Annotated in this window: 20 protein-coding genes; 9 read left to right on the top strand and 11 right to left on the bottom strand. The window is 71.1% G+C overall.

Going from position 1 to position 25,643, the window contains the following annotated elements; genetic code table 11:
- The first annotated feature begins 148 nt into the window (after positions 1 to 148).
- A complete protein-coding gene (gene mnmE, locus PFX98_RS06820; protein WP_285234430.1) occupies positions 149 to 1,525 on the top strand; it encodes a tRNA uridine-5-carboxymethylaminomethyl(34) synthesis GTPase MnmE in 1,377 nt (458 codons plus the stop codon).
- A 3-nt stretch (positions 1,526 to 1,528) separates the two neighbouring features.
- Here the strand turns inward: mnmE and PFX98_RS06815 are convergent, their stop codons facing one another.
- The 3 genes from PFX98_RS06815 to PFX98_RS06805 are packed head-to-tail and all read right to left on the bottom strand — an operon-like array spanning position 1,529 to position 4,339.
- On the bottom strand, positions 1,529 to 2,737 hold the full coding sequence (locus PFX98_RS06815; RefSeq protein ID WP_285235548.1) for an NAD(P)/FAD-dependent oxidoreductase: 1,209 nt from the start codon (positions 2,735 to 2,737) through the stop codon (positions 1,529 to 1,531).
- A gap of 46 nt (positions 2,738 to 2,783) precedes the next feature.
- On the bottom strand, positions 2,784 to 3,767 hold the full coding sequence (locus PFX98_RS06810; protein ID WP_285234429.1) for a FecR family protein: 984 nt from the start codon (positions 3,765 to 3,767) through the stop codon (positions 2,784 to 2,786).
- Positions 3,764 to 4,339, bottom strand: coding sequence for an RNA polymerase sigma factor (locus PFX98_RS06805; RefSeq protein WP_285234427.1), 576 nt, complete (start codon positions 4,337 to 4,339; stop codon positions 3,764 to 3,766). The genes PFX98_RS06810 and PFX98_RS06805 overlap by 4 nt, the downstream gene beginning before the upstream one ends.
- Positions 4,340 to 4,511: 172 nt before the next feature.
- Between PFX98_RS06805 and PFX98_RS06800 the strand changes: the two genes are divergently transcribed.
- Genes PFX98_RS06800 through dgcA form a run of 5 tightly spaced genes read left to right on the top strand, consistent with a single transcriptional unit; the run spans position 4,512 to position 12,608 of the window.
- Positions 4,512 to 6,962: a TonB-dependent receptor gene (locus PFX98_RS06800; protein ID WP_285234426.1), complete on the top strand. Its 2,451-nt coding sequence runs from the start codon at positions 4,512 to 4,514 to the stop codon at positions 6,960 to 6,962.
- A 55-nt stretch (positions 6,963 to 7,017) separates the two neighbouring features.
- Positions 7,018 to 8,400, top strand: coding sequence for an MFS transporter (locus PFX98_RS06795; protein WP_285234424.1), 1,383 nt, complete (start codon positions 7,018 to 7,020; stop codon positions 8,398 to 8,400).
- Positions 8,401 to 8,430: 30 nt separating this feature from the next.
- On the top strand, positions 8,431 to 10,104 hold the full coding sequence (locus PFX98_RS06790; protein WP_285234423.1) for a serine hydrolase domain-containing protein: 1,674 nt from the start codon (positions 8,431 to 8,433) through the stop codon (positions 10,102 to 10,104).
- Positions 10,105 to 10,117: 13 nt separating this feature from the next.
- Complete coding sequence (locus tag PFX98_RS06785; RefSeq protein ID WP_285234422.1) at positions 10,118 to 11,590, top strand: M81 family metallopeptidase; 1,473 nt, start codon at positions 10,118 to 10,120, stop codon at positions 11,588 to 11,590.
- Positions 11,591 to 11,621: 31 nt separating this feature from the next.
- Entirely contained in the window at positions 11,622 to 12,608 is a 987-nt protein-coding gene (dgcA, locus tag PFX98_RS06780) for an N-acetyl-D-Glu racemase DgcA (RefSeq protein ID WP_285234421.1), read from the top strand.
- On the opposite strand, the gene pdxR is transcribed toward dgcA, so the two are convergent.
- A complete protein-coding gene (gene pdxR, locus PFX98_RS06775) occupies positions 12,597 to 14,084 on the bottom strand; it encodes a MocR-like pyridoxine biosynthesis transcription factor PdxR (RefSeq protein WP_285234419.1) in 1,488 nt (495 codons plus the stop codon). The genes dgcA and pdxR overlap by 12 nt on opposite strands.
- 102 nt (positions 14,085 to 14,186) lie before the next feature.
- Here pdxR and gabT point away from each other — a divergent pair, with 102 nt between their 5' ends.
- A complete protein-coding gene (gene gabT / locus PFX98_RS06770) occupies positions 14,187 to 15,482 on the top strand; it encodes a 4-aminobutyrate--2-oxoglutarate transaminase (protein WP_285234418.1) in 1,296 nt (431 codons plus the stop codon).
- A 2-nt stretch (positions 15,483 to 15,484) separates the two neighbouring features.
- Positions 15,485 to 16,933 (top strand): NAD-dependent succinate-semialdehyde dehydrogenase, encoded by a 1,449-nt coding sequence (locus PFX98_RS06765; protein WP_285234417.1) that lies wholly within the window; start codon positions 15,485 to 15,487, stop codon positions 16,931 to 16,933.
- A gap of 18 nt (positions 16,934 to 16,951) precedes the next feature.
- Here the strand turns inward: PFX98_RS06765 and PFX98_RS06760 are convergent, their stop codons facing one another.
- From PFX98_RS06760 to PFX98_RS06750, 3 genes are read right to left on the bottom strand one after another with little or no spacing between them, the layout of a single operon-like run.
- Positions 16,952 to 19,246 carry a CHASE domain-containing protein gene (locus PFX98_RS06760; RefSeq protein ID WP_285234416.1) on the bottom strand — a complete coding sequence of 765 codons (2,295 nt, stop codon included), beginning with the start codon at positions 19,244 to 19,246 and terminating at the stop codon, positions 16,952 to 16,954.
- 19 nt (positions 19,247 to 19,265) lie between these two features.
- Positions 19,266 to 19,499: a DUF2805 domain-containing protein gene (locus tag PFX98_RS06755; protein WP_285234415.1), complete on the bottom strand. Its 234-nt coding sequence runs from the start codon at positions 19,497 to 19,499 to the stop codon at positions 19,266 to 19,268.
- 10 nt (positions 19,500 to 19,509) lie between these two features.
- Entirely contained in the window at positions 19,510 to 20,418 is a 909-nt protein-coding gene (locus PFX98_RS06750) for a LysR family transcriptional regulator (protein WP_285234414.1), read from the bottom strand.
- A 106-nt stretch (positions 20,419 to 20,524) separates the two neighbouring features.
- Here PFX98_RS06750 and PFX98_RS06745 point away from each other — a divergent pair, with 106 nt between their 5' ends.
- Positions 20,525 to 21,892 carry a Kelch repeat-containing protein gene (locus PFX98_RS06745; RefSeq protein ID WP_285234413.1) on the top strand — a complete coding sequence of 456 codons (1,368 nt, stop codon included), beginning with the start codon at positions 20,525 to 20,527 and terminating at the stop codon, positions 21,890 to 21,892.
- A 4-nt stretch (positions 21,893 to 21,896) separates the two neighbouring features.
- Here the strand turns inward: PFX98_RS06745 and PFX98_RS06740 are convergent, their stop codons facing one another.
- The 4 genes from PFX98_RS06740 to PFX98_RS06725 form a co-directional block, all read right to left on the bottom strand.
- Complete coding sequence (locus PFX98_RS06740) at positions 21,897 to 22,439, bottom strand: adenine phosphoribosyltransferase (RefSeq protein ID WP_285234412.1); 543 nt, start codon at positions 22,437 to 22,439, stop codon at positions 21,897 to 21,899.
- Positions 22,440 to 22,458: 19 nt separating this feature from the next.
- Positions 22,459 to 23,934, bottom strand: coding sequence for a sensor domain-containing diguanylate cyclase (locus tag PFX98_RS06735; protein ID WP_285234411.1), 1,476 nt, complete (start codon positions 23,932 to 23,934; stop codon positions 22,459 to 22,461).
- A 97-nt stretch (positions 23,935 to 24,031) separates the two neighbouring features.
- A complete protein-coding gene (locus PFX98_RS06730; protein WP_285234410.1) occupies positions 24,032 to 25,294 on the bottom strand; it encodes an acyl-CoA dehydrogenase family protein in 1,263 nt (420 codons plus the stop codon).
- Between the two features lie 27 nt (positions 25,295 to 25,321).
- Positions 25,322 to 25,639, bottom strand: coding sequence for an EthD family reductase (locus PFX98_RS06725; RefSeq protein WP_285234409.1), 318 nt, complete (start codon positions 25,637 to 25,639; stop codon positions 25,322 to 25,324).
- Between the last annotated feature and the right edge of the window lie 4 nt (positions 25,640 to 25,643).

The raw sequence follows: 25,643 nt of genomic DNA, 5'->3' as shown, positions 1-25,643 counted from the left end.
CAACTCATGCGGGGCAGAGACTTTCAGACGGGATCTCCACAACCGGGCTGAGAATCCAGGCGAGAGCCCAGCGTTCACGCGAGCGCTGTGCCGGCCTCCCCCGCGCCATACACCGTTGGCGGTGGCAGCATCAGCGAGAATCCACGCGATGCTGTCCCGTCACCAAGACCCCATCGCCGCCATCGCCACCGCCCCCGGACGGGGTGCCGTCGGCATCGTGCGCGTCTCGTCGGCGCAAGACCTGACCCCGCTGGTGAACGTCATCTGCGGCCGCGCGCTGAAAGCCCGCGAAGCCAGCTACCTGCCCTTCAAGGCCGCCAACGGCGACGCCATCGACCAGGGCCTGGCCCTGCTGTTCCCGGCCCCGCATTCCTATACCGGCGAGCATGTGCTGGAGCTGCAGGCGCATGGCGGGCCGGTGGTGCTGCAGCTGCTGCTGGCGCGCTGCATGGAAGCGGGGGCCGAGATACGCCTGCGCCTGGCCGAACCCGGCGAATTCACCCAGCGTGCCTTTCTGAACGGCAAGCTCGACCTGGCCCAGGCCGAGGCGGTGAGCGATCTGATCGACGCCAGCACCGAGGCCGCCGCGCGCAGCGCCAGCCGCGCGCTGGCCGGCGCCCTCTCCAGCGAAGTGGGCGAACTGCGCGACGCCCTGATCAAGCTGCGCATGCTGGTGGAGGCGACGCTGGACTTCCCCGAGGAAGAGATCGATTTCCTGCAGCAGGCCGATGCCCTGGGCCAGCTGGAGCGCCTGCACGCGCGCCTGGCGGCGGTGCTGGACCGTACCCAGCAGGGCGCGCTGCTGCGCGAGGGCATCAAGGTGGTGCTGGCCGGCCAGCCCAATGTGGGCAAGAGCTCGCTCTTGAACGCCCTGGCTGGTGCCGAGCTGGCCATCGTCACGCCGATTCCGGGCACCACCCGCGACAAGGTCAGCCAGACCATCCAGATCGAAGGCGTGCCCCTGCACATCAGCGACACCGCCGGCCTGCGCGAAACCGAAGACGAGGTCGAGCGCATCGGCGTGGCGCGCAGCTGGGATGCGATTGCCGACGCCGACGTCGTGCTGTTCCTGCACGACCTCAGCCGCATCGGCCAGCCCGACTACGAGGCCGAGGACAAGCTCATCACCGAACGCCTGACGGGCGTGGACCCGAGCCGCATCCTGCAGGTCTTCAACAAGGCCGACGTCCTGCACGGGCAAGACCTGGCCCCCGATGCATTGACCCTCTCCGCCAAGACCGGCGCCGGCCTGGCCGAGCTGCGCCAGCGCCTGCTGCAGCAGGTGGGCTGGCATGCCACGCCCGAGGGCTTGTTCATCGCGCGCGAACGCCATGTCCAGGCGCTCAAGCGCACGCGCGAGCATCTGCAGCTGGCGAAGGAGGTGGCCACCCAGCAGCCGCCGGCGCTGGATCTGCTGGCCGAGGAGCTGCGCCTCTCGCACGACGCGCTGGGCGAGATCACTGGCGCCTTCACGGCCGACGATCTGCTGGGCGAGATCTTCAGCCGCTTTTGTATTGGGAAGTAGACCTCAGGCCCCAAACCGCGCCGGCAAGAAGCCCTGCGCGTCCACAAAAGGCGTATCGCCCTGCATCAAGTCGGCCAGCAGCCTGGCGCTGGCGGGCCCCAGGGTGAAGCCCTGATGACCATGGCCGAAGTTGAACCACAGACCGGGGTGGCGCGCGGCCGGGCCGATGACAGGCTTCATGTCGGCGCAGCAGGGGCGGTTGCCCAGCCAGGGCGTCTGCTCCACCGCCTGGCCGAGGTCCAGCAATTGCCGCGCCTCGGCTTCAGCGCCCTGCACCTGTGAGGGCGAGGGTGCCGCATCGATGCGCGCGATCTCGGCACCGGTGGTGAGGCGCAGGCTAGCGCCTTGCGGGGCCAGCACATAGCCGCGCTCGGCGTCCAGGGTGGGCATGGCCAGGCTGGCGCCGCCCTTGTAATGCCGGTGGTAGCCACGCTTGACGAACAGCGGCAGGCGATAACCCAGGCGGCGTATGCAGGCGTCGGCCCAGGGGCCGAGCGCCACGACGACCTGTGCTGCCTCCACCGGGCCATCCTGGGTCGTGAGCTGCCAGCTGGCACCCTGCTGGCGCAGACTGCCGGCATCACCTTGCAGCAGGCGCCCGCCGAGCTGCTGGAACAGGCGTGCATAGCGTTCGACCAGCGCGCCGGGGTCGCTCACGCTCCAGGACTCCAGCCAGTGCAGGGCGCCCGCCAGCGGTATCTGAAAGGCGGGCTCGGCGCGGGCCAGCGCCGCGCCATCCAGCGCGGCAAAGGCAATGCCGTACTCGGCCGCCAAGCGTTCGGCCTGGTGCAGGGCTTGCTCCAGCCGTTCCGGCTGCCGATACACCAGGCGCAAGCCCTGGCGCTGCACCAGGCCCTCGGCACCGGCGAGCGCCAGATAGCGCTGATGCTCGCTGGTCGCGTGCGCGATCAGGCTGGCGTATTGGCGGCCGATGGCGCGGTGCCGGCGCGGCGCCGAATGCCACCAGTAGCGCAACAGCTGGGGTGCGGCGGCCCACAGGCCGCCGAGTTGGTAGCGCACATCGAGCCGGCGCCCCAGGGCCGCGCTGATCAGCGTGGGCCAGTCGCGCGGAAAGGCGTAGGGCTCGACCGCCTCGCGCTGGATCACGCCGGCGTTGCCATAGGAGGTTTCGCGGCCCGGCGCACGCCGGTCCACCAGGGTGACGCGATGCCCGCGCAGGGCCAGCTCCAGCGCGGTGCAGGTGCCCACCATGCCGGCGCCCAGCACCAGCACCTCCCGCCCCCCAGCCGGCGAAGTTTCAGGAAGCCGAAGCGCTGCTGACACGGATTTCCTCCTCACTCACCTGCACCTGCAGCCCAAAGCCCGCGTGCAGCAGGCGCGCGAAGGCTTCGGCATTGTTGGCGTCAAACACCCCGCCGATGCCTATCCTGGCGGCGGCCGCATCGGTGATGACGAGCTGCTTGCGGTTGTAACGGTTGAACTGGCTGGCCGCCTCGGCCAGGCTGACCTGGTCGAACACCAGCTTGCCCTGCAGCCAGCTCAGCGCGGCGTTCACCTGCTGGCTGGTCTGCCGGCTGACCAGCACATTGCTGGCCTCGGCCACCGCGGTGTCGTCGCGCACCAGCACGGCGGGGCGGCTCTGTTCGGCCTGCACCTGCACGCGCCCCTCCAGCACCGCCACGCGCAGGCGTTCGCCCTCGCGCAGCAGCGAGAACTTGGTGCCCAGCACGGTGACGGTCTGGCGGCCGGCATGGACCACGAAGGGGCGGCTGGCATCGTGGGCAATATCGAAGAAGGCCTCGCCCTGCTCCAGCCAGACTTCGCGCTGCTTGGCGGTCACGGCGGTGCGCAGCTTGGTGGCGGTATTGAGGGTCAGGCGCGAACCGTCGGCCAGCGCCACGGCCTCGCGCTGGCCGCGTGCGGTGGCGTAGCTCTGCGCGTCGTTGCCGCGCAGCGGCGCCACGACCTGCACCGCCAGCACGAGGGCGAGCAGGCCCAGCCCGGCGAGCGCCCCGCCGATGGCGCGCCGCTGCTGCTGCCACCAGGGCCTGGGGCTGGGCCTGCTGCTGACCGGGCTCGGCGCGGCTTGCAGCGCGCGCAGCCGGTCGGCGCGGCGCCAGGCCTGGTCCAGGCGCAGCCAGGCCACGCGGTGTGCGGTGGCGGCGTTGAGCCAGGCCTCCAGCGCGGCCTGGCGCTCGGCCGGCCAGGCGCTGCCGGCGCGGTCGCGCTCGGCAATCCAGCCGGCCGCGCGCGCTTCGATCGATGTCAGTTCGCTGCTCATTGTGTGGTCCGTCCCCTGCGCTGCAAGGCCTGCGCCGCGGCCCAGGCGGCGCCGCCCAGGCCGGTGGCCTGCAAGGCCAGGGCCAGGGCGCGCACGCCCTTGGACACCTGCTTTTCTACCGTGTCTTCGCTGATCCCCATGCGCGCCGCCACCTCGCGCTGCGACAGGCCCTCGACCTTGCGCAGCTCCACCACCTCGCGGCAGCGCGCCGGCAGTAGCTCAAGCGCACGCTGCAGCAGGCGCAGCTCGCTGCGCGCCGCCAGATGGCGCTCCGGGCTGAGTTCGTCGATGGTGGGCGCGAGTGCGTCCATGTCGGCAAACGTCTCGATGTCGACGATCTGGGCGCGGCGTGCGCGGTCGATCAGCAGGTTGCGGGCGGTGGACAGCACAAAGGCCTGGGCCGAGTCGGGCTGGCCCTGGGCGCAGCCGTCGAAGACGCGCGCATACACCTCCTGGCGCAGGTCAGCGATCTCGTCGCCATCGCGCCAGTTGCGGCGCAGATAGCGTTCGAGCACGCCCTCCAGCGGCAGCACCTGGTCGACGAACCAGGCGCTCAGCTCATCTTGTGTCAACGGAACTCCTTGCTGCCTTCTCTGTAAAGACGAAGCAGCCGCACACATCCGGTATGCCTCGGCAAAAAGAATTATTTCGTCTCGGTGTATACCCGCGACGGCTAGCGGATTGTGCGGCCGGCTTCGTCTTGGTTGAGCAGAGGGCACTCACGCCATACTGACGAGGACGCATATGAACCCGATGACTCGCTTGAATCCCATGGCCCGCCTGGCCCTGAGCTGCGCGCTGCTGGTTGGCGCCGCCGTGCAGGCGCAGCCGCGCTCCTTCGACATCGCCGCCGGCGAGCTGAAGGCGGCCCTCGATGCCTATGCGGCGCAATCGGGCACACAACTGATCTACAAGATCGAGGATGTGCGGGGCCGCAGCAGCAAGGGCCTCAAACGCAGCGCCTCGGCCGAGGACGCGCTGCTGCAGCTGCTCGAGGGCACGCCGCTGTCGGTGCGGCGCGATGTCTCGGGCGCGGTGGTGATCTTTGTCGAGCCTCCGCCCAATCCCGAGAAGCGCGTGCAGGACGAGGTGAGCACGCTGGGCACCGTGGTGGTCAGCGCGAGCCGGCGCCGCGAGCCGGTGCGCGAGGTGCCGATGCAGGTGAATGTGATCGGGGGCGAGCGGCTCAACCGCGACGGCGCCAGGAGCCTGAGCGACTATCTCGCCAACGAGGCCGGCATCGACGTCAAGAGCTCCGGCGGGGCCGGCGTGGGCGCGGTGAGCATCCGTGGCGTCAGCACCGGTGCGCAGACGATCGCCACCGTGGGCATCTATGTCGACGACGTCGCCTTCGGTACCAGCGGCCCCTACGCGAACGGCGGGCAAATGGCGCTGGACATGGGCTCGCTGGACCTGAACCACATCGAGGTCCTGCGCGGCCCGCAGGGCACGCTGTACGGCGCCGGCGCGATGGGCGGGCTGCTCAAGTACGTGACCAACGAGCCCGACACCTACGAGCTCTCCGGCAAGCTCAGCCTGGGCAGCTCGACGACCCGCGGTGGCCGTGCCAGCCATGCGCTCGGCGCGGTCGTCAACGTGCCGCTGAAGGAGGATGTGGCGGGCCTGCGCGTCTCCGCCTTTGACGACCGGGTGGGCGGCAGCACCGACACCGTGGGGCCGGCCGGCCGTGCCGACAGCGATGGCGGCAACACCCATGGCGCGCGCGTCTCGCTGCAGGTGGCGCCGGGCAACCGCCTGAAACTGCGCCTGACCGGTACGACCCAGCAGATCAGCCGTGACGGCACCGATTTTGTCGACTATGAGGTCAGCGGCCGCCCCGTCGAGGGCGACCGCCTGCGCCGTCTGCGCGCGGGCGAGCCTTACCGGGTCAAGATCGAGCTGCTCTCTGCCGATCTCGAATACGACTTCGGTTGGGCGCGCTTCAACGCCATCGGCTCGAAGCAGAGAATCCGCTCCGAGCTGAATCTCGACCTCAGTGCCGGCTATCTGCCGCTGCTGCAGAGCCTGGGCCTGAGCCTGGGCAGCACGCCGGTGAGCAATGCGCTGGCGCTGGACAAGAGCACGCAGGAACTGCGGCTGACCTCCAAGGGTGACAAGCAGCTCGAGTGGCTGGCCGGCCTCTACATTGACCACGAGCGCAGTGACAACCAGCAGGCCGTCACCAGCAGCCTGCCCGATGGCACGCCCGGCCCGCTGTTGGCGACGGCCGCGCTGCCGGCCGAGTACCGCGAGCTGGCGCTCTACGGTGACCTGACCTGGAAGTTCGAGCATGGCCTGGCGCTGACCGGCGGGCTGCGCGTGGCGCGCAACAAGCAGCACTATGTGCAGCACTCCGACGGGCTGATGCTGGGCGGTGCGCAGTCCATCGACGCCAACTCCAGCGACACCAGCCGCACCTGGCTGTTGACGGCCCGCTACGCGCTGGATGCGCGCAGCGACCTGTATGCGCGCGCCGCCACCGGCTACCGCCCCGGCGGCCCAAACGCGGTGCTGCGCAGCGCGACCACCGGCGAACCGCTGGCGCCGCCCACCTTCCAGCCCGACACGCTCACCAGCGTGGAAGCCGGCTACAAGGCCGATCTGCTGGACAAGCGCCTGTCGCTCGAGGCGGCGCTGTTCGACATCCGCTGGAAGGACTTGCAGCAGTTCATGCCGGTGAACGGCGTGTCGGTGATCGTGAATGCCGGTGCCGCCCATGTGCGCGGTGCCGAGCTGGCGGCCAGCTGGCGGCCCGATGAGCACTGGACCCTGGCCGGCAACGCCGCCCTCATCGACGCCAAGCTCAGCGAGGATGCACCGGGCCTCGGCGCCGCGGCCGGCGCGCGCCTGCCCAGCAGCGCCCGCTTTGCGGCCACGCTCAGCGCCAGCTACGCCTTTGCCCTGGCCGGCTATCCCAGCTATCTGGGGCTGACCCAGCGCTACGTGGGCCAGCGCAATGCCGGCTTCGAAGGCAGCGCCGCCATGCCGCTGTACCGCCTGCCCGCCTATGCGATGACCGACCTGCAGGCCGGCATCGATTTCAAGCGCGCCAGCCTGGCCCTGTTCGTGCGCAACCTGTTCGACAAGCCTGCCCAGCTCGGGTCTATCAGCGCGGTGCAGGCGCTGGGCGGCCCCGCCTGGGTCTCGCTGGCGCGGCCGCGCACGCTGGGCGCCACGCTGACCCTGCCGTTCTAAGGCCGCGCGCCGGCGCGCTGCCGGCCTCTGCCCCCTCCTCATCGGGTTCGACCTCATGCATAACTCATTCATTGAGCGCCCATCGCTGGCGCCCGGCCGGCACGCGCGCGCTGGCCGCTGGCGCGGCGCTGCGATCGGCGCCTACGGCCTGCTGGTGCTGATCATCGCCACCGTGTTCGGTGCGCTGGATCGCCAGATCCTGGTGCTGCTGGCCGAGCCGATGCGGCAGTCGCTGCAGCTCACCGACACCAAGCTGGGCCTGCTGCAGGGCGCCGGCATCACCTTGTTCGCGGGCGTGGCGGCGGTGCCGGTGGGCTGGCTGGCCGACCGCTATGGCCGGCGCAGCGTGCTGGCCGCCTGCGTGCTGGTATGGGCCGCGGCCACGGCGGCCTGCGGCATGGCCACCGACTTTCCCGCGCTGTTCCTGGCCGCGGCCGGCCTGGGTATCGGCGAGGCCGGCCTCTCGCCCATCGTCTTCGGCCTGATCCCCGAGATCGTGTCGCCACGCCGTCGCGTGCTGGCGAACGGCATTTACGCGCTGGCGGCGATCTTCGGTGCGGGACTGGGCATTGCGCTGAGCGGCGCCATGGTGCAGAGCCTGGACGCGCTGCGCCCGCTGCTGCCCACCGCCCTGCAGGGGCTGGAGTCCTGGCGCCTGGCCTTCCTGGTGGTGGCGCTGCCGGGGCCGCTGGTGGCGCTGGCGGTGCTGCTGATACGCCTGCATCCGCAGCGCGTTGACAGCCACGCCGCCGTCACCGCCAACGCCCGCCCGGCGCTGCGCGACTATGCGCGCGCCCATCTGCGCTGCATGGTGGGCGTGTTCGGTGGCTCGGGCCTGGCCGGCCTGGGCCTGGCGGCCAGCGGCAACTGGCTGCCCATCATTGCCACGCGCAGCTTCGGCGCCCCCGCCGGCGCGGTGGGCCAGGGCATGGGCCTGGCCTATCTGCTCGGCACCGCGGCCGGCGCCACGCTGGGCGCGCTCGGTGTCAGGCTGCTGGGCCGACGCCTGGGCCTGGCGCTGCCGTTGCGCGTCATCGCGGTCGGCTCGGCCGTCGCCGCGCTGGCGGCCGCCCTCATGCCGCTGGCGCAGAGCGTGGGCGCGCTCTATCTGCTGTTCGGCGTGCAGGTGACGGCGCTGATCGCCGGCAGCGTGCTGCTGCCGACCCTGCTGCAGGACATGACCCCGGCGGCGCTGCGCTCGCGCCTGATCGCCATCGGCAGCGTGGTGACGGTGCTGCTGAGTGCGCTGAGCCCGGTGCTGGTGGGTGCCATGTCCGACCTGCTGAGCGCCAGGCCGCAGGGCCTGCTGATGGCGGTGGCGGGCGTCGGTGCGCTCGCCTTCGCGCTCGCCGCGCTGCTGATGAAGGGCGCCGAGCAGGCCTTCGTCCACACCGTCCAAACCATCCATCCCGATCTGGTCCGGCCGGACCCGATCTGAACCACCACCACCGCAATCTGGAGATATCCCATGAGCGAATCCAAAGCCGCAGCGAACACCAACGCGAAGACCGGTGTCGCGGCCCTCGACGGCCTGTTCGAGCCCTTCAACCGCAGCGATGCACCGGGCCTGATCGTCGGCGTGGCCCGGCATGGCCGCACGCTCTACCGGCGTGGCTTCGGCCTGGCCAGCGTCGAGCTGGGCGTGGCCAACACGGCCTGGACGCGTATGCGCATCGGCTCCACCAGCAAGCATTTCACCTGCCTGGCCGTGCTGCTGCTGGCCGAGGACGGCAAGCTCGACGTCGACGCGGGTGTGCGCCGCTACATCCCCGAGCTGCCGGTGCTGGCGGGCGAGCCCACCCTGCGCCAGCTGATGAGCCACACCGGCGGCTACCGCTGCTACCTCGATGTGGGCTTTCTGTCCGAGGGCATGGCGATCAAGCCCAAGGGCGTGGCGCTGGCCACGCAGGTGCGCCAGACCGCGGTCAATTTCGCGCCGGGCGAGAAGATGATGTACTGCAACGGCGGCTACCACCTGCTCTCGCTGGTGATCGAGCGCATCAGCGGCATGCCCTTCGAGCAGTTCCTGCAGGAGCGCATCTTCACGCCGCTGGCGATGCAGGACACCACCTCGGTGCCGAGCGACTTCGAGATCCACCGCGGCATGGCCACCCTGCATGTGCCGCTGCCGCCCGAGCAGGGCGGCGGTTGGCGGCGCGGCATCTTTCCCACCGAGGAGGTGCGCGGCGAGGGCGCGATGGTCTCCACCATCGACGACATGCTGGCCTGGCTGGCGCATATGCGCGCCCCGGCCAAGACGGTGGGCAGCGCGGCCAGCTGGCAGCAGATGGTGACGCCCGCCAGGCTCAACAACGGCCTGGTGAATCCCTATGCGCTGGGCCTGATGGTGCACGCCTACCGTGGCATCGACGTCATCCACCATGCCGGTGGTGTGATCGGCGGCAGCTGCCAGATGATCACCGTGCCGAGCCAGGCGCTGGACATCATCATCATGACAAATGGCGCCCCGGCCAACCCGGTCGAGCTGGCGCACCAGATCATCGATGCCCTGCTGGACCCCGCGCTGCTGGGGCCGCTCGATGCCAAGCCCGCCAGCGAGAGCTTCAAGCCCATGCTGGGCACGCGCTATCACGCCAGCGCTTCGGGCCTGGTGTTCGGCTTCGCCGAGGCGGCCGATGCGCGCCTGGGCCTGTGCTTCCTGAACATGCCGCCGGTGGCGCTGAAGCAGCGCGGTGATGCGCTGCGGCTGGGCTTCGAGGACATGGCGATGGGGCCGCTGAGCCTGCCGCTCGCCGCGCTGGCCGGCACCGGCGAGGCGCCGGCGATGCTGGAGCTCAGCGAGGGCGGGCAGGCCGAGCGCTTCGAGCGCCTGCCGGCCACGCCGCCGGCGCTGGCCGAGGTGGCCCCGGCGCTGCTGGGCCGCTACCGCGCGCCCGATCTGGACGCCGAGGCGGTGGTGCGCTTCGAGGGTGAGAAGTTGCTGCTCGAGGTGTTTGGCGCCTTCGGCAGCCACGCGCTGGAGCTGGAGGCATTCGCGGCCGCGGTGTTCGGCTGGCGCGTCAGCGGCTCGCCCCTGTGCGGCGTGCTCAGCGCCGAGCCGGGCACCGACGGCCGCATGGCGGCCTTCCGCATCAACACCACGCGTACTCGCCAGATGCGCTTCGAGCGCCTGGCCGACTGAAGGGAGCCCTCCGATGAAATTCTTTGTTGCTCAGCTCGCCACCGAGACCAACACCTTTGCCGCCGCCCCCACCGGCTGGGGTGGCTTCGAGGAATATGGCATCTACCGCGGCGACGCCAGCGCCAAGGCGCCCGCCGGCAGCGGCGCCTTCATGCGCTTCATGCGCGACATGCTGGAGGCCGATGGCCACCAGATGGTGGAGAGCCTGTGCGCCTTCGCCCAGCCCCTGGGGCCCACCGTGCGCGCCGTCTACGAGGACCTGCGCGAGCAGATCCTGGCCGATCTGCGCGCCGCGCTGCCGGTGGATGCGGTGCAGCTGGTGCTGCATGGCGCGATGGTGGCGCAGGGCTATGACGATTGCGAGGGCGACCTGATGGCACGCGTGCGCGAGATCATCGGCCCCGACGTGCCCTTCGGTGTCGAGCTCGATCTGCACTGCCATTTCACCGAGCTGATGCGCTGCTCGGCGGACGTGATCATCGCCTTCAAGGAGTACCCGCATGTCGACGGCGAGGCGCGCGCGCGCGAGCTCTACGACATCCTCGCGCGCACGGCGCGGGGCGAGGTGCGGCCCACCACCGCCGTGTTCGACTGCAAGATGGTGGGGCTGTGGCACACCACGCGCGAGCCCATGATGGGCTTCGTCAAGCGCATGCAGGCGCTGGAAGGGCGCGACGGCGTGCTCTCGATCTCGCTGGGCCATGGCTTCCCATGGGGCGATGTGCCCGAGTCCGGCGCCAAGCTGTGGGTGGTGACCGACCACGACCCGGCCAAGGCCCAGGCCCTGGCCGAGCAGCTGGGCCGCGAGTTCTGGGAGCTGCGCGCGCTCACCGGCGACAACGCCGTGCCGCTCGACCAGGCGCTGGACCAGGCGCTGCAGGTGCAGGGCGGGCCGGTGGTGATCGCCGACGTGGCCGACAACCCCGGCGGCGGCGCGCCGGGCGACAGCACTTTCGTGCTGCGCCGCCTGCTCGAGCGCGGCATCGGCCATGCCGTCATCGGCGCCTTCTGGGATCTGGGCGCGATCCAGATCTGCCGCGATGCCGGCGTGGGCGCGGTGATCGCGCTGCGCGTGGGTGGCAAATGCGGGCCCAGCTCGGGCGACCCGGTCGATCTGCAGGTCACCGTGCGCGGTATCGCGGAGCAGCATTCGCAAGGCCTGCCGGGCGTGAGCGGGCGCATCCCGATGGGCCTGAGCGTGTGGGTGGAGGCGGCCAACGACGTGCATCTGCTGCTGGCCTCGGTGCGCGGCCAGGTCATGGGCACCGATGCCTTTACCGGCCTGGGGCTGAGCCTGGCCGACAAGAAGCTCGTGATCGTGAAGTCCACCCAGCACTTCCATGCCGACTTTGCGCCGCTCGCCAAGGCCGTGTTCTATGCCGCCACGCCCGGTGCCATCAGCCCCAGCTTCGCCAGCATCCCGTTCAAGGCGCGCGATCTCAACTACTGGCCGCGCGTGGCCAATCCGCACGCGCTGGCGGCCTGAGCCATGCCCACCCTATCAGCAAGAGACCGTCATGACGCTTGAACTTGAACTCACGATCGAATACCTGGCGCTGGCCGAGCCCTTCGAGATCGCCCGCGGCGTCATCACCGAGATCCCGGTGCTCGTCGCGACCCTGCGCGATGCCCAGGGCCGCTGCGGCCGCGGCGAGGCGGCCGGGGTGTCCTATGACGGCGAAACCGCAAGCGGCATGGCCGCGCAGCTGGAAGCCGTGCGTGCGCGCCTGCATGCCGATCTCGGCCCCTCCGAGCTGATGCAGTGGCTGCCCGCCGGCGGCGCGCGCAATGCGATCGACTGCGCGCTCTGGGATCTGCGCGCCAAGCAGTCCGGCGCGCGCGCCTGGGAGCTGGCCGGGCAGAGCCTGGTAGAGCCGGTCTCGACTGCCTACACCATCGGCCTGGGCAGCGAGGCCCAGGTGCGCCGCATGGCGCGCGCCGCCCGCCACATGCCGCTGCTGAAGGTCAAGGCCGACGCCGAGCGGCATCTGGAGATGCTGCGCCTGTGCAAGGAAGAGCACCCCACCGCGCGCCTGGTGATCGATGCCAACCAGGCCTGGGACCGCAGCCTGCTGGAGAAGCTGCTGCCGGGGCTGCGCAGCTATGGCGTGGAGCTGATCGAACAACCGGTGCCGCGCGGCACGGATGCGCAACTGGTGGGGCTGAGCTCACCGATCCCGCTGGCGGCCGACGAGAGCTGCACCGACCGCGGCTCGCTGCGTGCGCTGCAAGGCCTCTACCAGTACATCAACATCAAGCTCGACAAGAGTGGCGGCCTGAGTGAGGCGCTGGCGCTGGCCAAGGCGGCCAGGCAATTGGGCTTCGGCCTGATGGTGGGCAATATGGGCGGCAGCTCGCTGGCGATGGCGCCGGCCTTCATCGTGGCCCAGCATTGCCGCTTCGTGGACCTGGATGGCCCGCTGCTGCTGGCCGCGGATCGGCAGCCGGCGATGGCCTATGCGGCCTCACGCCTGCATGCGCCCGACGCGGCGCTATGGGGCTAGCGGGGTGGGCGCGCGCCGCAGCACCTCCGCCAGCGTGCGGAATGCCGGCGCGATGCGGGCCTCGGGCACGCAGGCGTAGCCCAGCAAGAGGCCGCGGCGTGCGCTGGCCGGGTTGCTGTAATAGCTGCTGAGCGCGCGCACCGCGATGCCGGCCTTCGCGGCGCTGGCCTCGATGGCGCGATCGTCCGTGCCCTCGGGCAGTTGCAGCACCAGGTGCAGGCCGGCGTTGTCGCCCAGCACCGGCAGGGCGTCGCCAAAATTGGACTGCACCGCCGCCAGCAGGCATTCGCGCCGCTTGCCGTAGAGCGTGCGCATGCGCCGCACATGGTTGCCCAGATGGCCGTCGCGGATGAAGTCGGCCAGCGTGGCCTGCTGCTGCAGCTGGCCCTCGCGGTAGAGCTCGGCCGAGGCCTTGGCAAAGGGCGCGGCCAGGGCCTTGGGCACCACCAGATAGCCCAGGCGCAGGCCCGGGAACAGGGTCTTGCTGAAGCTGCCCACGTAGAGCACGCGGTCGCCGCCGTCCAGACCCTGCAGGCTGGCGATGGGGCGCGTGCCGAAGCGGAATTCGCTGTCGTAGTCGTCCTCCACGATCCAGCTGCCATGCTGGCGGCAATGCTCGAGCAGCTGCTGGCGGCGCGCCAGGCTCATCACCATGCCCAGCGGGTATTGGTGCGAGGGCGTGGCCAGCACCAGGCGCGGTGCCGCGCCCTTGAACCGGCCCGGCCAGCTCAGGCCCTCGGCGTCCACGGGCTGTGCCAGCGCCCGCAGGCTCAGCGATTGCAGCGTGCTGCGCAGGCCCCAGTAGCAGGGCTCTTCCAGCCAGACCGTGTCGCCCGGGTCGGTGAGCAGGCGCGCCACCAGGTCCACCGCCTGGTGGCTGCCGCTGGTGATGATGATCTGCGCGGCCGTGCATTGCACCGAGCGCGCCACGCGCAGGTGTTCGGCCAGGGCCTCGCGTAGCTCGGGCAGGCCGCCGCCGGGCGCGTAACTGAGGCGTTCGGGCTTTGCCTCGTGCCAGCGCCGGTTGTGCAGGCGCAGCCAGGTGCGCACCGGGAACTCGGTGACATCGGGCACGCCGGGCATGAAGGCGCCCCATTGGCGCGCCGACACCCCGGCCTGGGCCAGCAGGGCGCTGCCGCGCCTGGAGAGTGTGGGCGCGGCCGGCGCCACGGCCTTGTGCGCGCCGGCGCGGCCCAGGCCCAGCGGCGGCTCGCGCTCCACCTCGGCCACATAGGTGCCGCTGCCGGCGCGGGTGAGCAGGCAGCCCTGGGCCAGCAGGTTGTCGTAGGCGTCGATGACGGTGTTGCGCGCCACGCCCAGCTGCTGGGCCAGCCAGCGCGTGGAGGGCAGCTTGCTGCCCGCGGCCAGCTGGCCCTGCAGCACCGCCCGCAGCAGCAGGTCGTGCAGCTGGCGGTTCATGGCGCCCTCGCCATGCAGATGCTGCAGCAGCCAGTCGGCCAGATTGGTGTCCTTCATATGCCCAGGGCCTCGGAAAGTGGCTCTATTAGAAATCACAAACTGGTACTTATCGATTGAACCACTATGGCGCACATTGCGGCATCGTCACAGGAGCCCCCCATGTCCCATCCCGACCAAGATGCCAAGAGCCTGAACAGTGACTGGCAGGCGCGCCGCCTGGCCGCCACGCCGCGCGGCGTGGCCGTGCTGCAGAACTTCTATGCCGAGCGCGCGCTGAATGCCGAGCTGTGGGATGTGGAGGGGCGCCGCTTCATCGATTTCGCCAGCGGCATCGCGGTGCTCAACACCGGCCACCGCCATCCGCGCGTGCAGGCCGCCATTGCGGCGCAGCTGCAGGCCTTCCACCACACCGCCTACCAGGTCGTGCCCTATGCCGGCTATGTGACCCTGGCCGAGCGCATCAACGCCGCCATGCCGGGCGACTGGGCCAAGAAGACCGCCTTCTTCACCACCGGCGCCGAAGCGGTGGAGAACGCCATCAAGATCGCGCGCGCCGCCACCGGCCGCAGCGGCGTGATCGCCTTCGACGGCGCCTTCCATGGCCGCACCATGATGGGCATGGCGCTGACCGGCAAGGTCCAGCCCTACAAGGCGGGCTTCGGCCCCTTCCCGGCCGAGACCTACCATGCGCCCTTCCCCAGCGCCCTGCATGGCGTGAGCGTGGAGGAGGCGCTGGCCGGCGTGCAGCGCCTGTTCAAGGCCGACATCGACCCGCAGCGCGTGGCGGCCTTCATCTACGAGCCGGTGCAGGGCGAGGGCGGCTTCAACCCGGCGCCCGAGGCCTTTGTCGCCGGCCTGCGCCGCATCGCCGACGCGCATGGCATCCTGCTGATCGCCGACGAAATCCAGACCGGCTTCGCCCGCACCGGCAAGCTCTTTGCCTCGCAGCACCACGGCGTGCCCGTCGACCTCATCACCTTTGCCAAGAGCCTGGCCGGCGGCCTGCCGCTGTCGGGCGTGTGCGGGCGCGCCGAGCTGATGGATGCGGCCGCGCCGGGCGGCCTGGGTGGCACCTATGCCGGCAACCCGCTGGCGGTGGCGGCCGCGCATGCGGTGCTGGACGTGATCGCCGACGAGGGCCTGTGCGAGCGCGCCGAGCAGCTGGGCGCACGCCTGCGCGCCTGCCTGGAAGGCCTGCGCGGCCGGGTGCCGCAGCTGGCCGAGGTGCGCGGCATCGGCAGCATGCTGGCGGCCGAGTTCTGCGACCCCGCCAGCGGCGCCCCCGACGCCGAGTTCACCAAGCGCGTGCAGGCCCTGGCCCTGCAGCGCGGCCTGATGCTGCTGAGCTGCGGCAGCTACGGCAATGTGATCCGCTTCCTGCACCCGCTCACCACCCCCGACGCCGTCTTCGACGAGGCGCTCGCCCTGCTGACCGACGCCTTGCTGAAGGCCTGACCATGAACGCACCCCTGACGCTGCAGCGCGATCGCGCCCTGCTGGATGGCCGCTGGCTGGCCGCCGACGACGGCCGCACCCTTGATGTCGAGGACCCCGCCAGCGGCGAGCTGCTGGGCCAGGTGCCGCTGATGGGCGCGGCCGAAACCGCGCGCGCGATTGCCGCCGCCGAGCGCGCCTGGGGCCCCTGGCGCCGCCGCCCGGCCAAGGAGCGCGCCGCCCTGCTGCGCCGCTGGCACGAGCTGGTGCTGGCGCACACCGAGGCGCTCGCCGAGCTGATGACCCGGGAGCAGGGCAAGCCCCTGGCCGAGGCGCGCGGCGAGGTGGCCTATGCCGCGGCCTTCATCGAATGGTTTGCCGAGGAGGGCAAGCGCCTCTACGGCGAGACCATCCCCAGCCCGCTGGCCGACCGGCGCCTGCTGGTGCTGCGCGAGCCGATCGGCGTGTGCGCCGCCATCACGCCCTGGAACTTCCCGCTCGCCATGATCACGCGCAAGGTGGCGCCGGCGCTGGCGGCGGGCAACCCCATCATCGTCAAGCCCGCCGAGGCCACGCCCTTCTCGGCGCTGGCCCTGGCCGCGCTGGCCGAGCAGGCCGGCCTGCCGGCGGGCCTGCTGCAGGTGCTGACCGGCGACCCCAAGGCGATCGGCGGCGAGCTGACCCGCAACCCCACGGTGCGCAAGCTCAGCTTCACCGGCTCCACCGCGGTGGGCCGGCTGCTCTATGCGCAATCGGCCCCCACCATCAAGAAGCTCTCGCTGGAGCTGGGCGGCAACGCGCCCTTCATCGTCTTCGAGGACGCCGACCTGGACGCCGCGGTGGAGGGCGCCATGCTCTCCAAGTTCCGCAACGCCGGCCAGACCTGCGTCTGCGCCAACCGCATCTATGTGCACGAGCGCGTCTACGCCGCCTTTGCCGACAAGCTGGCCGCCGCGGTGAGCCGCCTGGTGGTGGGCAACGGCCTCGAGGCCGGCGTGCAGCAGGGGCCGCTGATCAATGCCGCCGCGCTGGCCAAGGTGGAGGCGCATATCGCCGATGCGGTCGGCCTGGGGGCGCGCGTGCTGGTGGGGGGCGCGCGCCATGCGCTGGGCGGCAACTTCTTCCAGCCCACCGTGCTGGCCGACGTGACGCCCGCGATGGCGGTGGCGCGCGAGGAGACCTTCGGCCCGCTGGCGCCGCTGTTCCGTTTCGGCAGCGACGCCGAAGTGATCGCCCAGGCCAATGCCACCGAGTACGGCCTGGCCAGCTACTTCTACAGCCGCGACATCGGCCGCATCTGGCGCGTCGCCGAGGCGCTCGAGTACGGCATGGTGGGCATCAACACCGGCCTGATCTCCAACGAGGTGGCGCCGTTTGGCGGCGTCAAGCAAAGCGGGCTGGGCCGCGAGGGCGCGCGCCAGGGCATCGAGGACTATGTGGTGACCAAGTACCTGGCCATGGCCGGGCTGTGAGCCAACCCGCGCCAGGCCTCAGGCGCTGCCCGGCGTGGGCGCGCACAAGGGCAGCAGCACCGTCACGCAAGTGCCCTGGCCCGGCTCGGAGGCCACGCTCACCGAGCCGCCCAGGGTCTTGCTGCTGAGGGTCTGCACGATCGCCATGCCCAGGCCGGTGCCGCCCTTGCCGATCTTGGTGCTGAAGAAGGGCAGGAAGAGCTTGTCCAGCGCCTCGGGGCTCATGCCGCGGCCGTTGTCGCGGAATTCGATGCGCACCTGGTCGCCCTCCTGACGGGCCTGGATGCGCAGCTCGCCGGCCTGGCCCTCCTCGAAGGCATGCAGGTAGGCGTTGTTGATGAGGTTGATCGCCACCTGGCCCAGCGGCCCCGGATAGCTGTCCATCGCGATGCCCGCCGGGATGTCGAGCAGCAGGCGCTGGGGGCGCCGTTTCAGCGTCGGCGCCAGGGTGCCGACGATCTCCTGGATCACCTCGTGCAGCTCGAAGCGCCGGCGCTGCTCGCTGGCCTGGTCGGCCGCCACCTGGCGGAAGTTGCGCAGCAGCTCCACCGCGCGCTCCAGATTGCGCTGCGCCAGCTGGCTGCCGCCGCGCATCTGTTCGACGAAGCGCTGCAGCTCGCTGCGGCGCAGCCCGCCGGCGGCGATGCGGCGCTCGAAATCCGTCGCCTGGGCCGACAGCGCGCTGCTGGCGATCAGGCCGTTGCTCATCGGCGTGCTGAGCTCGTGCGAGACGCTCGCCACCATGGTGCTGAGGGTGGCGCGCGCCTCGGTGCGCGACAGTTCCTCCTGCACCTCGCAGAGCTTTTCCATCGTGGCCTCGAGCCGGGCGCTGCGCTCGCGCACGCGCTGCTCCAGCGTGTTGTTTAGCTCCAGGATGCGCGCCTCGGCCTGCTTGCGCGCATTGATCTCCACCATCATGCCGACGATCTGCAGCGGCTTGCCGGCGCGGTCGCGCCGCACCACCTTGCCGCGCGTGGCCACCCAGGTCCAGCCCTCGGTGCGATGGCGGTGCCGGTACTCGACCTCGTAATGGTCGGTCTGACCCTGCAGATGCGCGCGCAGCACCGCCTCGACGGCGGCGACATCGTCCGGGTGGCAGTCCTGCTTCCAGTGGTAGTCCGGCCCGGGCTGCCAATCGGCGCCGTCGTGGCCGGCAATCGCCAGCCAGCGCTCGCTCACCGTGGCCTTCCTGGTCTCGAAGGCATAGTCCCAGGTGCCCACGCCGGTGGCGGCGATGATGTTTTGCAGGCGTTCGCTCTCGTTGACCAGGCGGCTCTGCGCCTGCGCCAGCTCGCGGCTGCGCCGCTGCGCCCACCAGAGGCTGGCGCTCAGCAGCAGGGTGGCGGCGAGGCCGGCCGCCAGCACCCAGCTCGCGACTTGCGGCGGTGCGCCGGCGATGAAGCCCGGCTGCGGCTGCAGGCGCACGTTCCAGACACGCCCGGCCACCTCCACCTTGTGCGCTTCGGCGAGCGGGCCGGCATCGGCGCTGCCGTGCACATAGATGGGCTCCTTGCTGGGCGGGTCCACCGCATGCACCAGCAGGTCCAGCTGCAGGCGCTCGGCCAGCAGGGCGGCACGCCGGAACAGGCTGGGCAGCTCGATCACGCCGGCCAAGTAGCCGATCACGGCAGGGCGCTCGCCCGCCTCGCTGCGGGCGTAGACCGGCGCGGTGATGGCGAAGCCCGTCACCGGCTCGGCGTCGGGCCGGCGATGGATCACCGTGAAGGTGACCGAGGCCACCGGCCGGCCGGTGGCGCGCGCCTCCAGCTTGGAGGCCATGCGCAGGGGGTCGAAGGCCAGGTCCAGACCCAGGGGCGAGGCGTTCTCGGGCCAGCCGAACAGCACCGGCACATGCTCGGGGCGTTCGCGCACCGGCATCCAGCTGTCGGGCGACGGGCCGGGCTCGAGCACGCGGTAGTCGGCCAGGCCCAGGGCGCGCGCCTGCGCCTCGAACTGCGCCAGCCGCGCATGCGGCACGATGGGTTGCCACTCCAGCAGCATCAGGCCGGGCAGGCCCTTGGCGAGCGTGGCGGCATAGCGGTTGAAGGCCTCGCGCTGCATCTGCTGGTGCGACTCCAGCATCAGGCCGGCGCCGCGCACCGCCTCGACGGTGCGTGCCAGGTCTTGCGTGAACGAGTCCACCACCTGCCGCGCCGCGGCGCTGCGCAATTCCTTGAAGCGCAGCAGCTCGGCATCGCCGACGGCGCCATAGCCCAGCAGGCTGCCGATGCCGCCCACGGCCAGGGTCAGCGCGATCAGCAGGGCATCGCTGAAGCGCTTGCGCTCGAGTCGGTTGGGCCAGCTGCTGGGCATGGGCGGGCGTGGACCAGCGCTAGCGCCCGTGCGGCCACTGGGCCTTCTTGGTGGGCGCCTTCACTCCCTTGCCCTGGGCCGCCCAGAGCTTGTAGGCGCTGGAGGTGAGCTCGCGCTTCATCAGCTGCACCAGCTCGCCCTGGCCGAGGCCATGCTCCATCAGCACCTTGTTGTAGGGCGGACGGTCGGTGAACGCGGTGGCGATGATGCGCTGGATCTCGTCCGGGCTGAGGCGGGGAATAGGTTTGGCCATGGTGCGATTGTCAGGCCAGCGCGCCCGCCAGCAAATCGGCTTGTGCCTGCAGGGCCTGTGCCAGCGGGGCTTCGAGGCGTTCGCCCAACACCAGGTGCAGCTCCACATAGATGTCGTCCAGCAGGCGCCGGGCCGCCACGCCGGGGTATTTCTGGCGCGCGAACGCCGCGGGCATCAGCGTGCAGCCGCGGCCTGCGGCGATCTGCGCAATCGTCGCCGAGGTGCCGGGGGCGTCGAGTTCGCGCGCGGGCCGGAAGCCGGCGGCGTCGTAGAGCCGCTGGAAATGCGTCCAGAGCGCAGGGTTCTGCTGCTTGCGAAAACGCAGAAAGGCCGGCAGCGCCTCCAGCTCGCGCAGGCGCAGCGCACGCTTGCGCGCCAGCGCGCTGCTCGCCGGGATCATCGCCACATGGGCCAGCCGCGCGACGCGCTGGTGGCGCAGGCCTTGCAGCTCGTGCGGCATGGTGAGCAGGGCGGCGTCCAGCTCGTGGCGTTGCAGCTGGGCCAGCAGCTCGGGGCCCGGCCCCAGCACCGGCTCGAGCGGTGGCAGGCTGCCGCCCAGGCGCTGCTCGAGCTGCGCAAACGCACTCATGTCCACCCACCAGGGCAGGCCCAGGCGCAGCTTGGCGCGGGGCCGTGCCGCGGCGCTGCCGACGCTGCGCACCGCGGCTTCGAAGGCGGCCACGGCCTCGGCAAAGCGCTGGCGGGCCTGCTGCCCCGCCTCGGTCAGCCGCGTGCTGTTGCCACGGCGCTCCAGCAGGGGCGTGCCCAGCGCCGCTTCGAGCGCGGCGATCTGGCGCGATAGCGGCGGTTGGGTGAGGTGCAGCCGCTCGGCGGCGCGGCGGAAGTTCAGCTCCTCGGCCAGCACCAGGAAGTAGCGCAGCTGCCGGATGTCGATGCTGCGGTCGACGGGGCGATTCATGCCGTAAAGGTATCACCGAAAAGGCAATTCACAAGCGCCGCGCACCTGCCCATCATGCCGCTCCGGGCCGCCGTGGGCGGCGATGCCGACATGCAGGGAGCCAGCAATGAGCAGCAGCAATTTCTCGATACCGCGCCGCGGATTCCTGGCCCTGGGAGCCAGCTGGGGCCTGGCCGGCTGTGGTGGCGGCGGCGACGCGGGCGGCACCGACCCGCTGCCCGCCGCGCCCGCCATCCAGGGCTTCGATACCGTGGCCGGCAGCCCCCTGGTGGGCGAGCGCCTGCGCCTGCGGCCGCTGTTCAGCGGCGGCGCGGGGCGCATCGAACCCGAGATCGGAGCGGTCGTCAGCGGTGTCGAGGTGCAGACTCCGGTGCTGGACGGGCCGCGCTGCTACACCCTGGTGGTCGAGGCCGCGGGCCGGCCCACGGCGCGGCGCGAGCTGCTGCTGCCGGTGCGCTACCGCGAGCGCTATCAGGCGCTGGCGCTGCCCTTCGCGCTGCAGTACCACGCCGCCGTGCTGGCGGCGGATGGCGGCGTGCTCGTCATCGGCGGCTCGCGTGGCGAACCCAGCCTGTCGAACGCGATCGACCGCTTCGACCCCGCCAGCGGCCGCTTCGAACGCCTCGGCCAGATGCGCACCGGGCGCGCCCTGCACAGCGCCACGCGCCTGGCGAGCGGGCAGATCCTGGTGCTGGGCGGCCTGATCAGCCTGGAGATCGGCGGCGTGGCCGAACTGATCGACGAGCGCAGCGGCGCGGTGCTGGATGCCGGGCGGCCGCGCCAGCCGAGGGCGCGCCACGCCGCCCTGGCGCTGGCCGATGGCCGCGTGCTGGTGGCCGGCGGCCTGGGCCGCGACACGCTGGAGCTGTGGGATCCGCAGCAGCGCCAGTTCCGCCTGCTGGCCGCACGCATGCGCCATGTGCGCGAGTTCCCCAGCCTCACCCAGCTGGCCGACGGCCGCGTGCTGATCGTGGGTGGCTACCACGACGGGCCGGTCAATGTGACGGCGGAGCTGTTCGATCCGGCGGCCGAAAGCCTGGCCGCGGTGGCCACGGCGCTGGACGAGCGGCGCCAGTTGCACGAGGCGCATCGTATGGCGGATGGTTCGGTGCTGATCCTGGGCGGCGAGCTGATCGCACCCGAGGGCATCCGGCCGCTGGCCTCGGTGCTGCGCTATGAGCCGCTGGCCGGCACGCTCGCCGGCGTGCAGGGGCTGGAGCAGGCGCGCACCCTGGTGCGCAGCGTGCGCACCGCGGGCGACGAGATCCGCCTGTTCGGCGGCCAGACCGAGGCCGACGCGGTGGCCGCGAGCGCCTGCCTCTACCGGCCCGGCCAGGGTGCGACGGCGTTGCCCGCCATGCCGGTGCCACGCGCCTGGCACAGCGTGACGCGCCTGGCCGATGGCCGCATCCTCATCCTGGGCGGCGACGATGCCGCCGGCGCGCCGGTGGCGGGCGGCCTGCTGTTCGACTAGGGTCTCAGTGCCCGGCGAAATCCACCAGGGTGTGCAGGGGCAGGCCGGCGGCGCGCAGGCGCGCCGAGCCGCCGAGTTCGGGCAGGTCGACGATGGCGGCGCCCTCGATCACCGTGGCGCCCAGGCGCTGCAGCAGGCGCGCTCCGGCCAGCATGGTGCCGCCGGTGGCGATCAGGTCGTCGATCAGCACCACGCGGTCGCCGGGCTGCACCGCGTCGGTATGCATCTCCACCGTGGCGCTGCCGTACTCGAGCTCATAGGTTTCCTCCACCGTGGTGAAGGGCAGCTTGCCCTTCTTGCGGATCGGGATAAAGCCGACGTTGAGCTCGTAGGCCAGCACCGAGCCGATGATGAAGCCGCGCGCGTCCAGCCCGGCGATGGCGGCCGGCCGGGTGTCGAAATAGCGGTGCACGAACTGGTCGATCAGCACGCGGAACACGCGCGGGTTCGACAGCAGGGGCGTGATGTCGCGGAACTGCACGCCGGCCACGGGCCAGTCGGGCACGGTGCGGATGTGCTGCTTGATATAGGCGCTGGGGTCTTGCATGCCCCGATTGTCCGCCGGATCAGGCGATCCTGGCCTCGCACACCATCCTGGCGCGGCCGCCCTGCTTGGCCTTGTAGAGCGCCGCATCGGCGGCCTCGAGCAGGCTTTGCGCCGCCACCTGGCTGTGCCCCAGCCGCGCCGCCACGCCGATGCTGAGGCTCAGCGTGGGTCGCACCGGCGAGGCCTCGTGCTCGATCGCGGCCAGGCGCAGGCTGTCGAGGCAGCGCTGTGCCACCACCTGGGCGCCGGCCAGATCGGTGTCGACCAGCAGCACCACGAACTCCTCGCCGCCATAACGGCACACCGACTCACCCCCCCGGCCCACGCAGGAGCGCAGCAGGGTGGCGACGCGGCGCAGCGCGTCGTCGCCCGCGACATGGCCGTAGCGATCGTTGTATTGCTTGAAGTGGTCGATGTCCACCAGCAGGATGGCCAGCGGCTGGCCCGAGCGGGCGCTGCGCAGCCACTCCTGCTGCAGGGCCTGGTCGAACAGGCGGCGGTTGCCCACGCCGGTGAGACCGTCGGTGGTGGACTGGCGCGCCAGCAACTCGTTAGCGCGCTTCAGGCGCAGCTCCTGGCGCTTGCGCTCGCTGAAGTCGGTGACGATGCAGACGAACAGATGGGTGGTGGCGGTGCGCACCTCGGCCATGGTGAGCTGGAGCGAGAGCTCCTCGCCGCTGCGGTGGCGCGCGCTCACCTCGCGCGGCTGGCCCAGCAGCGACTGCGGTGCCAGCTCGCTGAGGCCGCCGCTGAACAGCATGCTCAGGTGGCCGCCCTGCAGCTCGGCGGCGCTGAAGCCGAACAGCTGCTCGCAGCTGGGGTTGACCTCCAGCACATGGCCCTCGGCGTCGAGCGTGAGGATGCCGTTCATGGCCGACTGGATGATGGCGTGCAGATGGGCCTGGCTGGCGGCCAGGCGCTGCTGCTCGTGGATCAGGTCGCTCACGTCCAGGCGCACGCCGACGATGCCGCCCGAGGGGGTGCGGCGCTCGAACACGCGCAACCAGATCTCGTCGTGCACGTTCTGCAGCAGCGGTGCGCTCTGGCGGCCGCGCTGGCGCTTGCGCTCGGCCAGCCATTCCTCTTCGCGGCCGATCGCTTCGGGGATGCCCTGGCGCGCCAGCGAGGCGCGCACCATGTCCTCGAAGCCGGCCCGGCGCTGGAACTCGCGCAGCATGTGCGGATAGATCTCCACCAGGCGCTGGTTGAAGGCCACCAGGCGGTCGGTCTCGTCATAGATCTCGACGCTGGCGGGCAGGGCGTCGATGGCCTCCTCCAGCGTGCGCTGGGCGCGCTCGGCCTTGGCGCGGGCGCGCCGCAGCGTGCTCAGGGCCGCCAACGCCAGCAGGCTGCTCAGCGCCAGCAGGCCCGTCAGCAGCCAGGGCAGCCAGCCCGCGCCGCCGCCCAGGCTCAGCGCCAAGGCCGCGGCCTGGCCCAGCAGCAGCAGGGCGAAGGCCAGCGTGGGCCAGGAGCGGGCAAGGGCGAAGCGGCTCATCCAGGATGCGGACTCATGGTTTGCCCGCATGCTAGTCAGCCGGGCCCCTGCAGGTATCCGGCAAGACCCTTCCCTCTTCGGGGGGGGCTTGCTGGGCTCAGGCGCCGCGCGTCACCGGCATCTTCACCCGGTCGGTCGGCAGCTTCATGTGGCGCGACAGCTCCAGCTTGGCCAGCGAGTTGCGGTGCACCTCGTCCGGGCCGTCGGCAAAGCGCAGCGTGCGCTGGTGCGCCCACATCATGGCCAGCGGGGTGTCGCCGCTGACGCCGGCGCCGCCATAGACCTGCATGGCCCAGTCGATCACCTGCAGGGCCATATTGGGCGCGACGATCTTGATCATCGCGATCTCGGCCTTGGCGACCTTGTTGCCCACCGTGTCCATCATGTAGGCGGCCTTGAGCGTGAGCAGGCGAGCCTGGTCGATCATGCAGCGCGCCTCGGCGATGCGTTCCTGCGTGACGGTCTGCTGCGCCAGGGTCTTGCCGAAGGCGACGCGCGAGACGGCGCGCTGGCACATCAGTTCCAGCGCGCGCTCGGCGGCGCCGATCGAGCGCATGCAGTGGTGGATGCGGCCGGGGCCGAGGCGGCCCTGGGCGATCTCGAAGCCGCGGCCCTCGCCCAGCAGCAGATTGCCGACCGGCACGCGCACGTTCTTGAGCTCGATCTCCATGTGGCCATGCGGCGCATCGTCGTAGCCGAACACGGTGAGCGGGCGCAGGACCTTGACGCCCGGCGCGTTGGCGGGCACCAGAATCATCGACTGCTGCTCGTGGCGGCCGGCCTCGGGGTTGGTCTTGCCCATCACGATGTAGATGGCGCAGCGCGGGTCGCCGGCGCCCGAGGACCACCACTTCACGCCATTGATGACGTACTCGTCGCCATCGCGCACGATGCTGCACTCGATATTGGTGGCGTCGCTGGAGGCCACCGCGGGTTCGGTCATCAGGAAGGCCGAGCGGATCTCGCCGCGCAGCAGCGGCTCCAGCCATTGGTCCTTCTGGGCCTCGGTGCCGTAGCGCTCCAGCGTCTCCATATTGCCGGTGTCGGGGGCCGAGCAGTTGAAGACCTCGGCGGCCCACCAGACGCGCCCCATGATCTCGCACAGCGGCGCGTACTCGAGGTTGGAGAGGCCCTCCGGTGCGCGCGAGGACTTGGGCAGGAACAGGTTCCACAGCCCGGCCTGGCGCGCCAGCGGCTTCAGCTCCTCGATCAGCTTGGTGGCCAGCCAGGGGTTGCCGGCGCGGCGGTTCGCCTCGATCTCGGCATGCAGGCGCTGTTCGTTGGGGTAGATGTGCTGATCGAAGAAGGCGAGCAGACGGGCCTGCATCGCCTGGACCTTGGGGCTGTAGTCGAATTCCATGATGAAGAAGACCTTTCCTTGTGCCTGTCAGGCGATGGACGTGAGCTGGCTGAGGCGCAGCTGCGGTTGCAAATCGGTGTACTGCGCCACATGCGCGGCGAGCTGGGCGCCGGCCTGGGCCAGCGCTGCCTGGGCCTGTTCCAGGCTGGCGAAGTAGGCATTGGTGGCCGCCACGGGCTCGCCAGCGCGTGGCCCCTTGGGGTGCAGGAAGCGCTCGGCCTCCAGCCGGGTCAGGCCCAGCGGCGTGAGCAGTTCGCGCGTCAGCGCCATGTGCTCGCGCTCGTAGGTCTCGTGGTCAAAGCGGGCGCCCTCGCGCCAGACATAGGTACCGGTGATGCGGATCATGCGT

The sequence above is a fragment of the Paucibacter sediminis genome (assembly GCF_030254645.1).
GTDB classification, from domain to species: domain Bacteria; phylum Pseudomonadota; class Gammaproteobacteria; order Burkholderiales; family Burkholderiaceae_C; genus Paucibacter_B; species Paucibacter_B sediminis.
This window is presented reverse-complemented; position numbering and strand designations above follow the sequence as displayed.

What these genes read in the sequence shown, in the direction of transcription:
- mnmE (WP_285234430.1), top strand. Translation starts at nt 149, where the DNA reads ATGCTGTCCCGTCACCAAGACCCCATCGCCGCCATCGCCACCGCCCCC.
- PFX98_RS06815 (WP_285235548.1), bottom strand. Translation starts at nt 2,737, where the DNA reads ATGGTGGGCACCTGCACCGCGCTGGAGCTGGCCCTGCGCGGGCATCGC.
- PFX98_RS06810 (WP_285234429.1), bottom strand. Translation starts at nt 3,767, where the DNA reads ATGAGCAGCGAACTGACATCGATCGAAGCGCGCGCGGCCGGCTGGATT.
- PFX98_RS06800 (WP_285234426.1), top strand. Translation starts at nt 4,512, where the DNA reads ATGAACCCGATGACTCGCTTGAATCCCATGGCCCGCCTGGCCCTGAGC.
- PFX98_RS06795 (WP_285234424.1), top strand. Translation starts at nt 7,018, where the DNA reads ATGCATAACTCATTCATTGAGCGCCCATCGCTGGCGCCCGGCCGGCAC.
- PFX98_RS06790 (WP_285234423.1), top strand. Translation starts at nt 8,431, where the DNA reads ATGAGCGAATCCAAAGCCGCAGCGAACACCAACGCGAAGACCGGTGTC.
- PFX98_RS06785 (WP_285234422.1), top strand. Translation starts at nt 10,118, where the DNA reads ATGAAATTCTTTGTTGCTCAGCTCGCCACCGAGACCAACACCTTTGCC.
- dgcA (WP_285234421.1), top strand. Translation starts at nt 11,622, where the DNA reads ATGACGCTTGAACTTGAACTCACGATCGAATACCTGGCGCTGGCCGAG.
- pdxR (WP_285234419.1), bottom strand. Translation starts at nt 14,084, where the DNA reads ATGAAGGACACCAATCTGGCCGACTGGCTGCTGCAGCATCTGCATGGC.
- gabT (WP_285234418.1), top strand. Translation starts at nt 14,187, where the DNA reads ATGTCCCATCCCGACCAAGATGCCAAGAGCCTGAACAGTGACTGGCAG.
- PFX98_RS06765 (WP_285234417.1), top strand. Translation starts at nt 15,485, where the DNA reads ATGAACGCACCCCTGACGCTGCAGCGCGATCGCGCCCTGCTGGATGGC.
- PFX98_RS06760 (WP_285234416.1), bottom strand. Translation starts at nt 19,246, where the DNA reads ATGCCCAGCAGCTGGCCCAACCGACTCGAGCGCAAGCGCTTCAGCGAT.
- PFX98_RS06755 (WP_285234415.1), bottom strand. Translation starts at nt 19,499, where the DNA reads ATGGCCAAACCTATTCCCCGCCTCAGCCCGGACGAGATCCAGCGCATC.
- PFX98_RS06750 (WP_285234414.1), bottom strand. Translation starts at nt 20,418, where the DNA reads ATGAATCGCCCCGTCGACCGCAGCATCGACATCCGGCAGCTGCGCTAC.
- PFX98_RS06745 (WP_285234413.1), top strand. Translation starts at nt 20,525, where the DNA reads ATGAGCAGCAGCAATTTCTCGATACCGCGCCGCGGATTCCTGGCCCTG.
- PFX98_RS06740 (WP_285234412.1), bottom strand. Translation starts at nt 22,439, where the DNA reads ATGCAAGACCCCAGCGCCTATATCAAGCAGCACATCCGCACCGTGCCC.
- PFX98_RS06735 (WP_285234411.1), bottom strand. Translation starts at nt 23,934, where the DNA reads ATGAGCCGCTTCGCCCTTGCCCGCTCCTGGCCCACGCTGGCCTTCGCC.
- PFX98_RS06730 (WP_285234410.1), bottom strand. Translation starts at nt 25,294, where the DNA reads ATGGAATTCGACTACAGCCCCAAGGTCCAGGCGATGCAGGCCCGTCTG.
- PFX98_RS06725 (WP_285234409.1), bottom strand. Translation starts at nt 25,639, where the DNA reads ATGATCCGCATCACCGGTACCTATGTCTGGCGCGAGGGCGCCCGCTTT.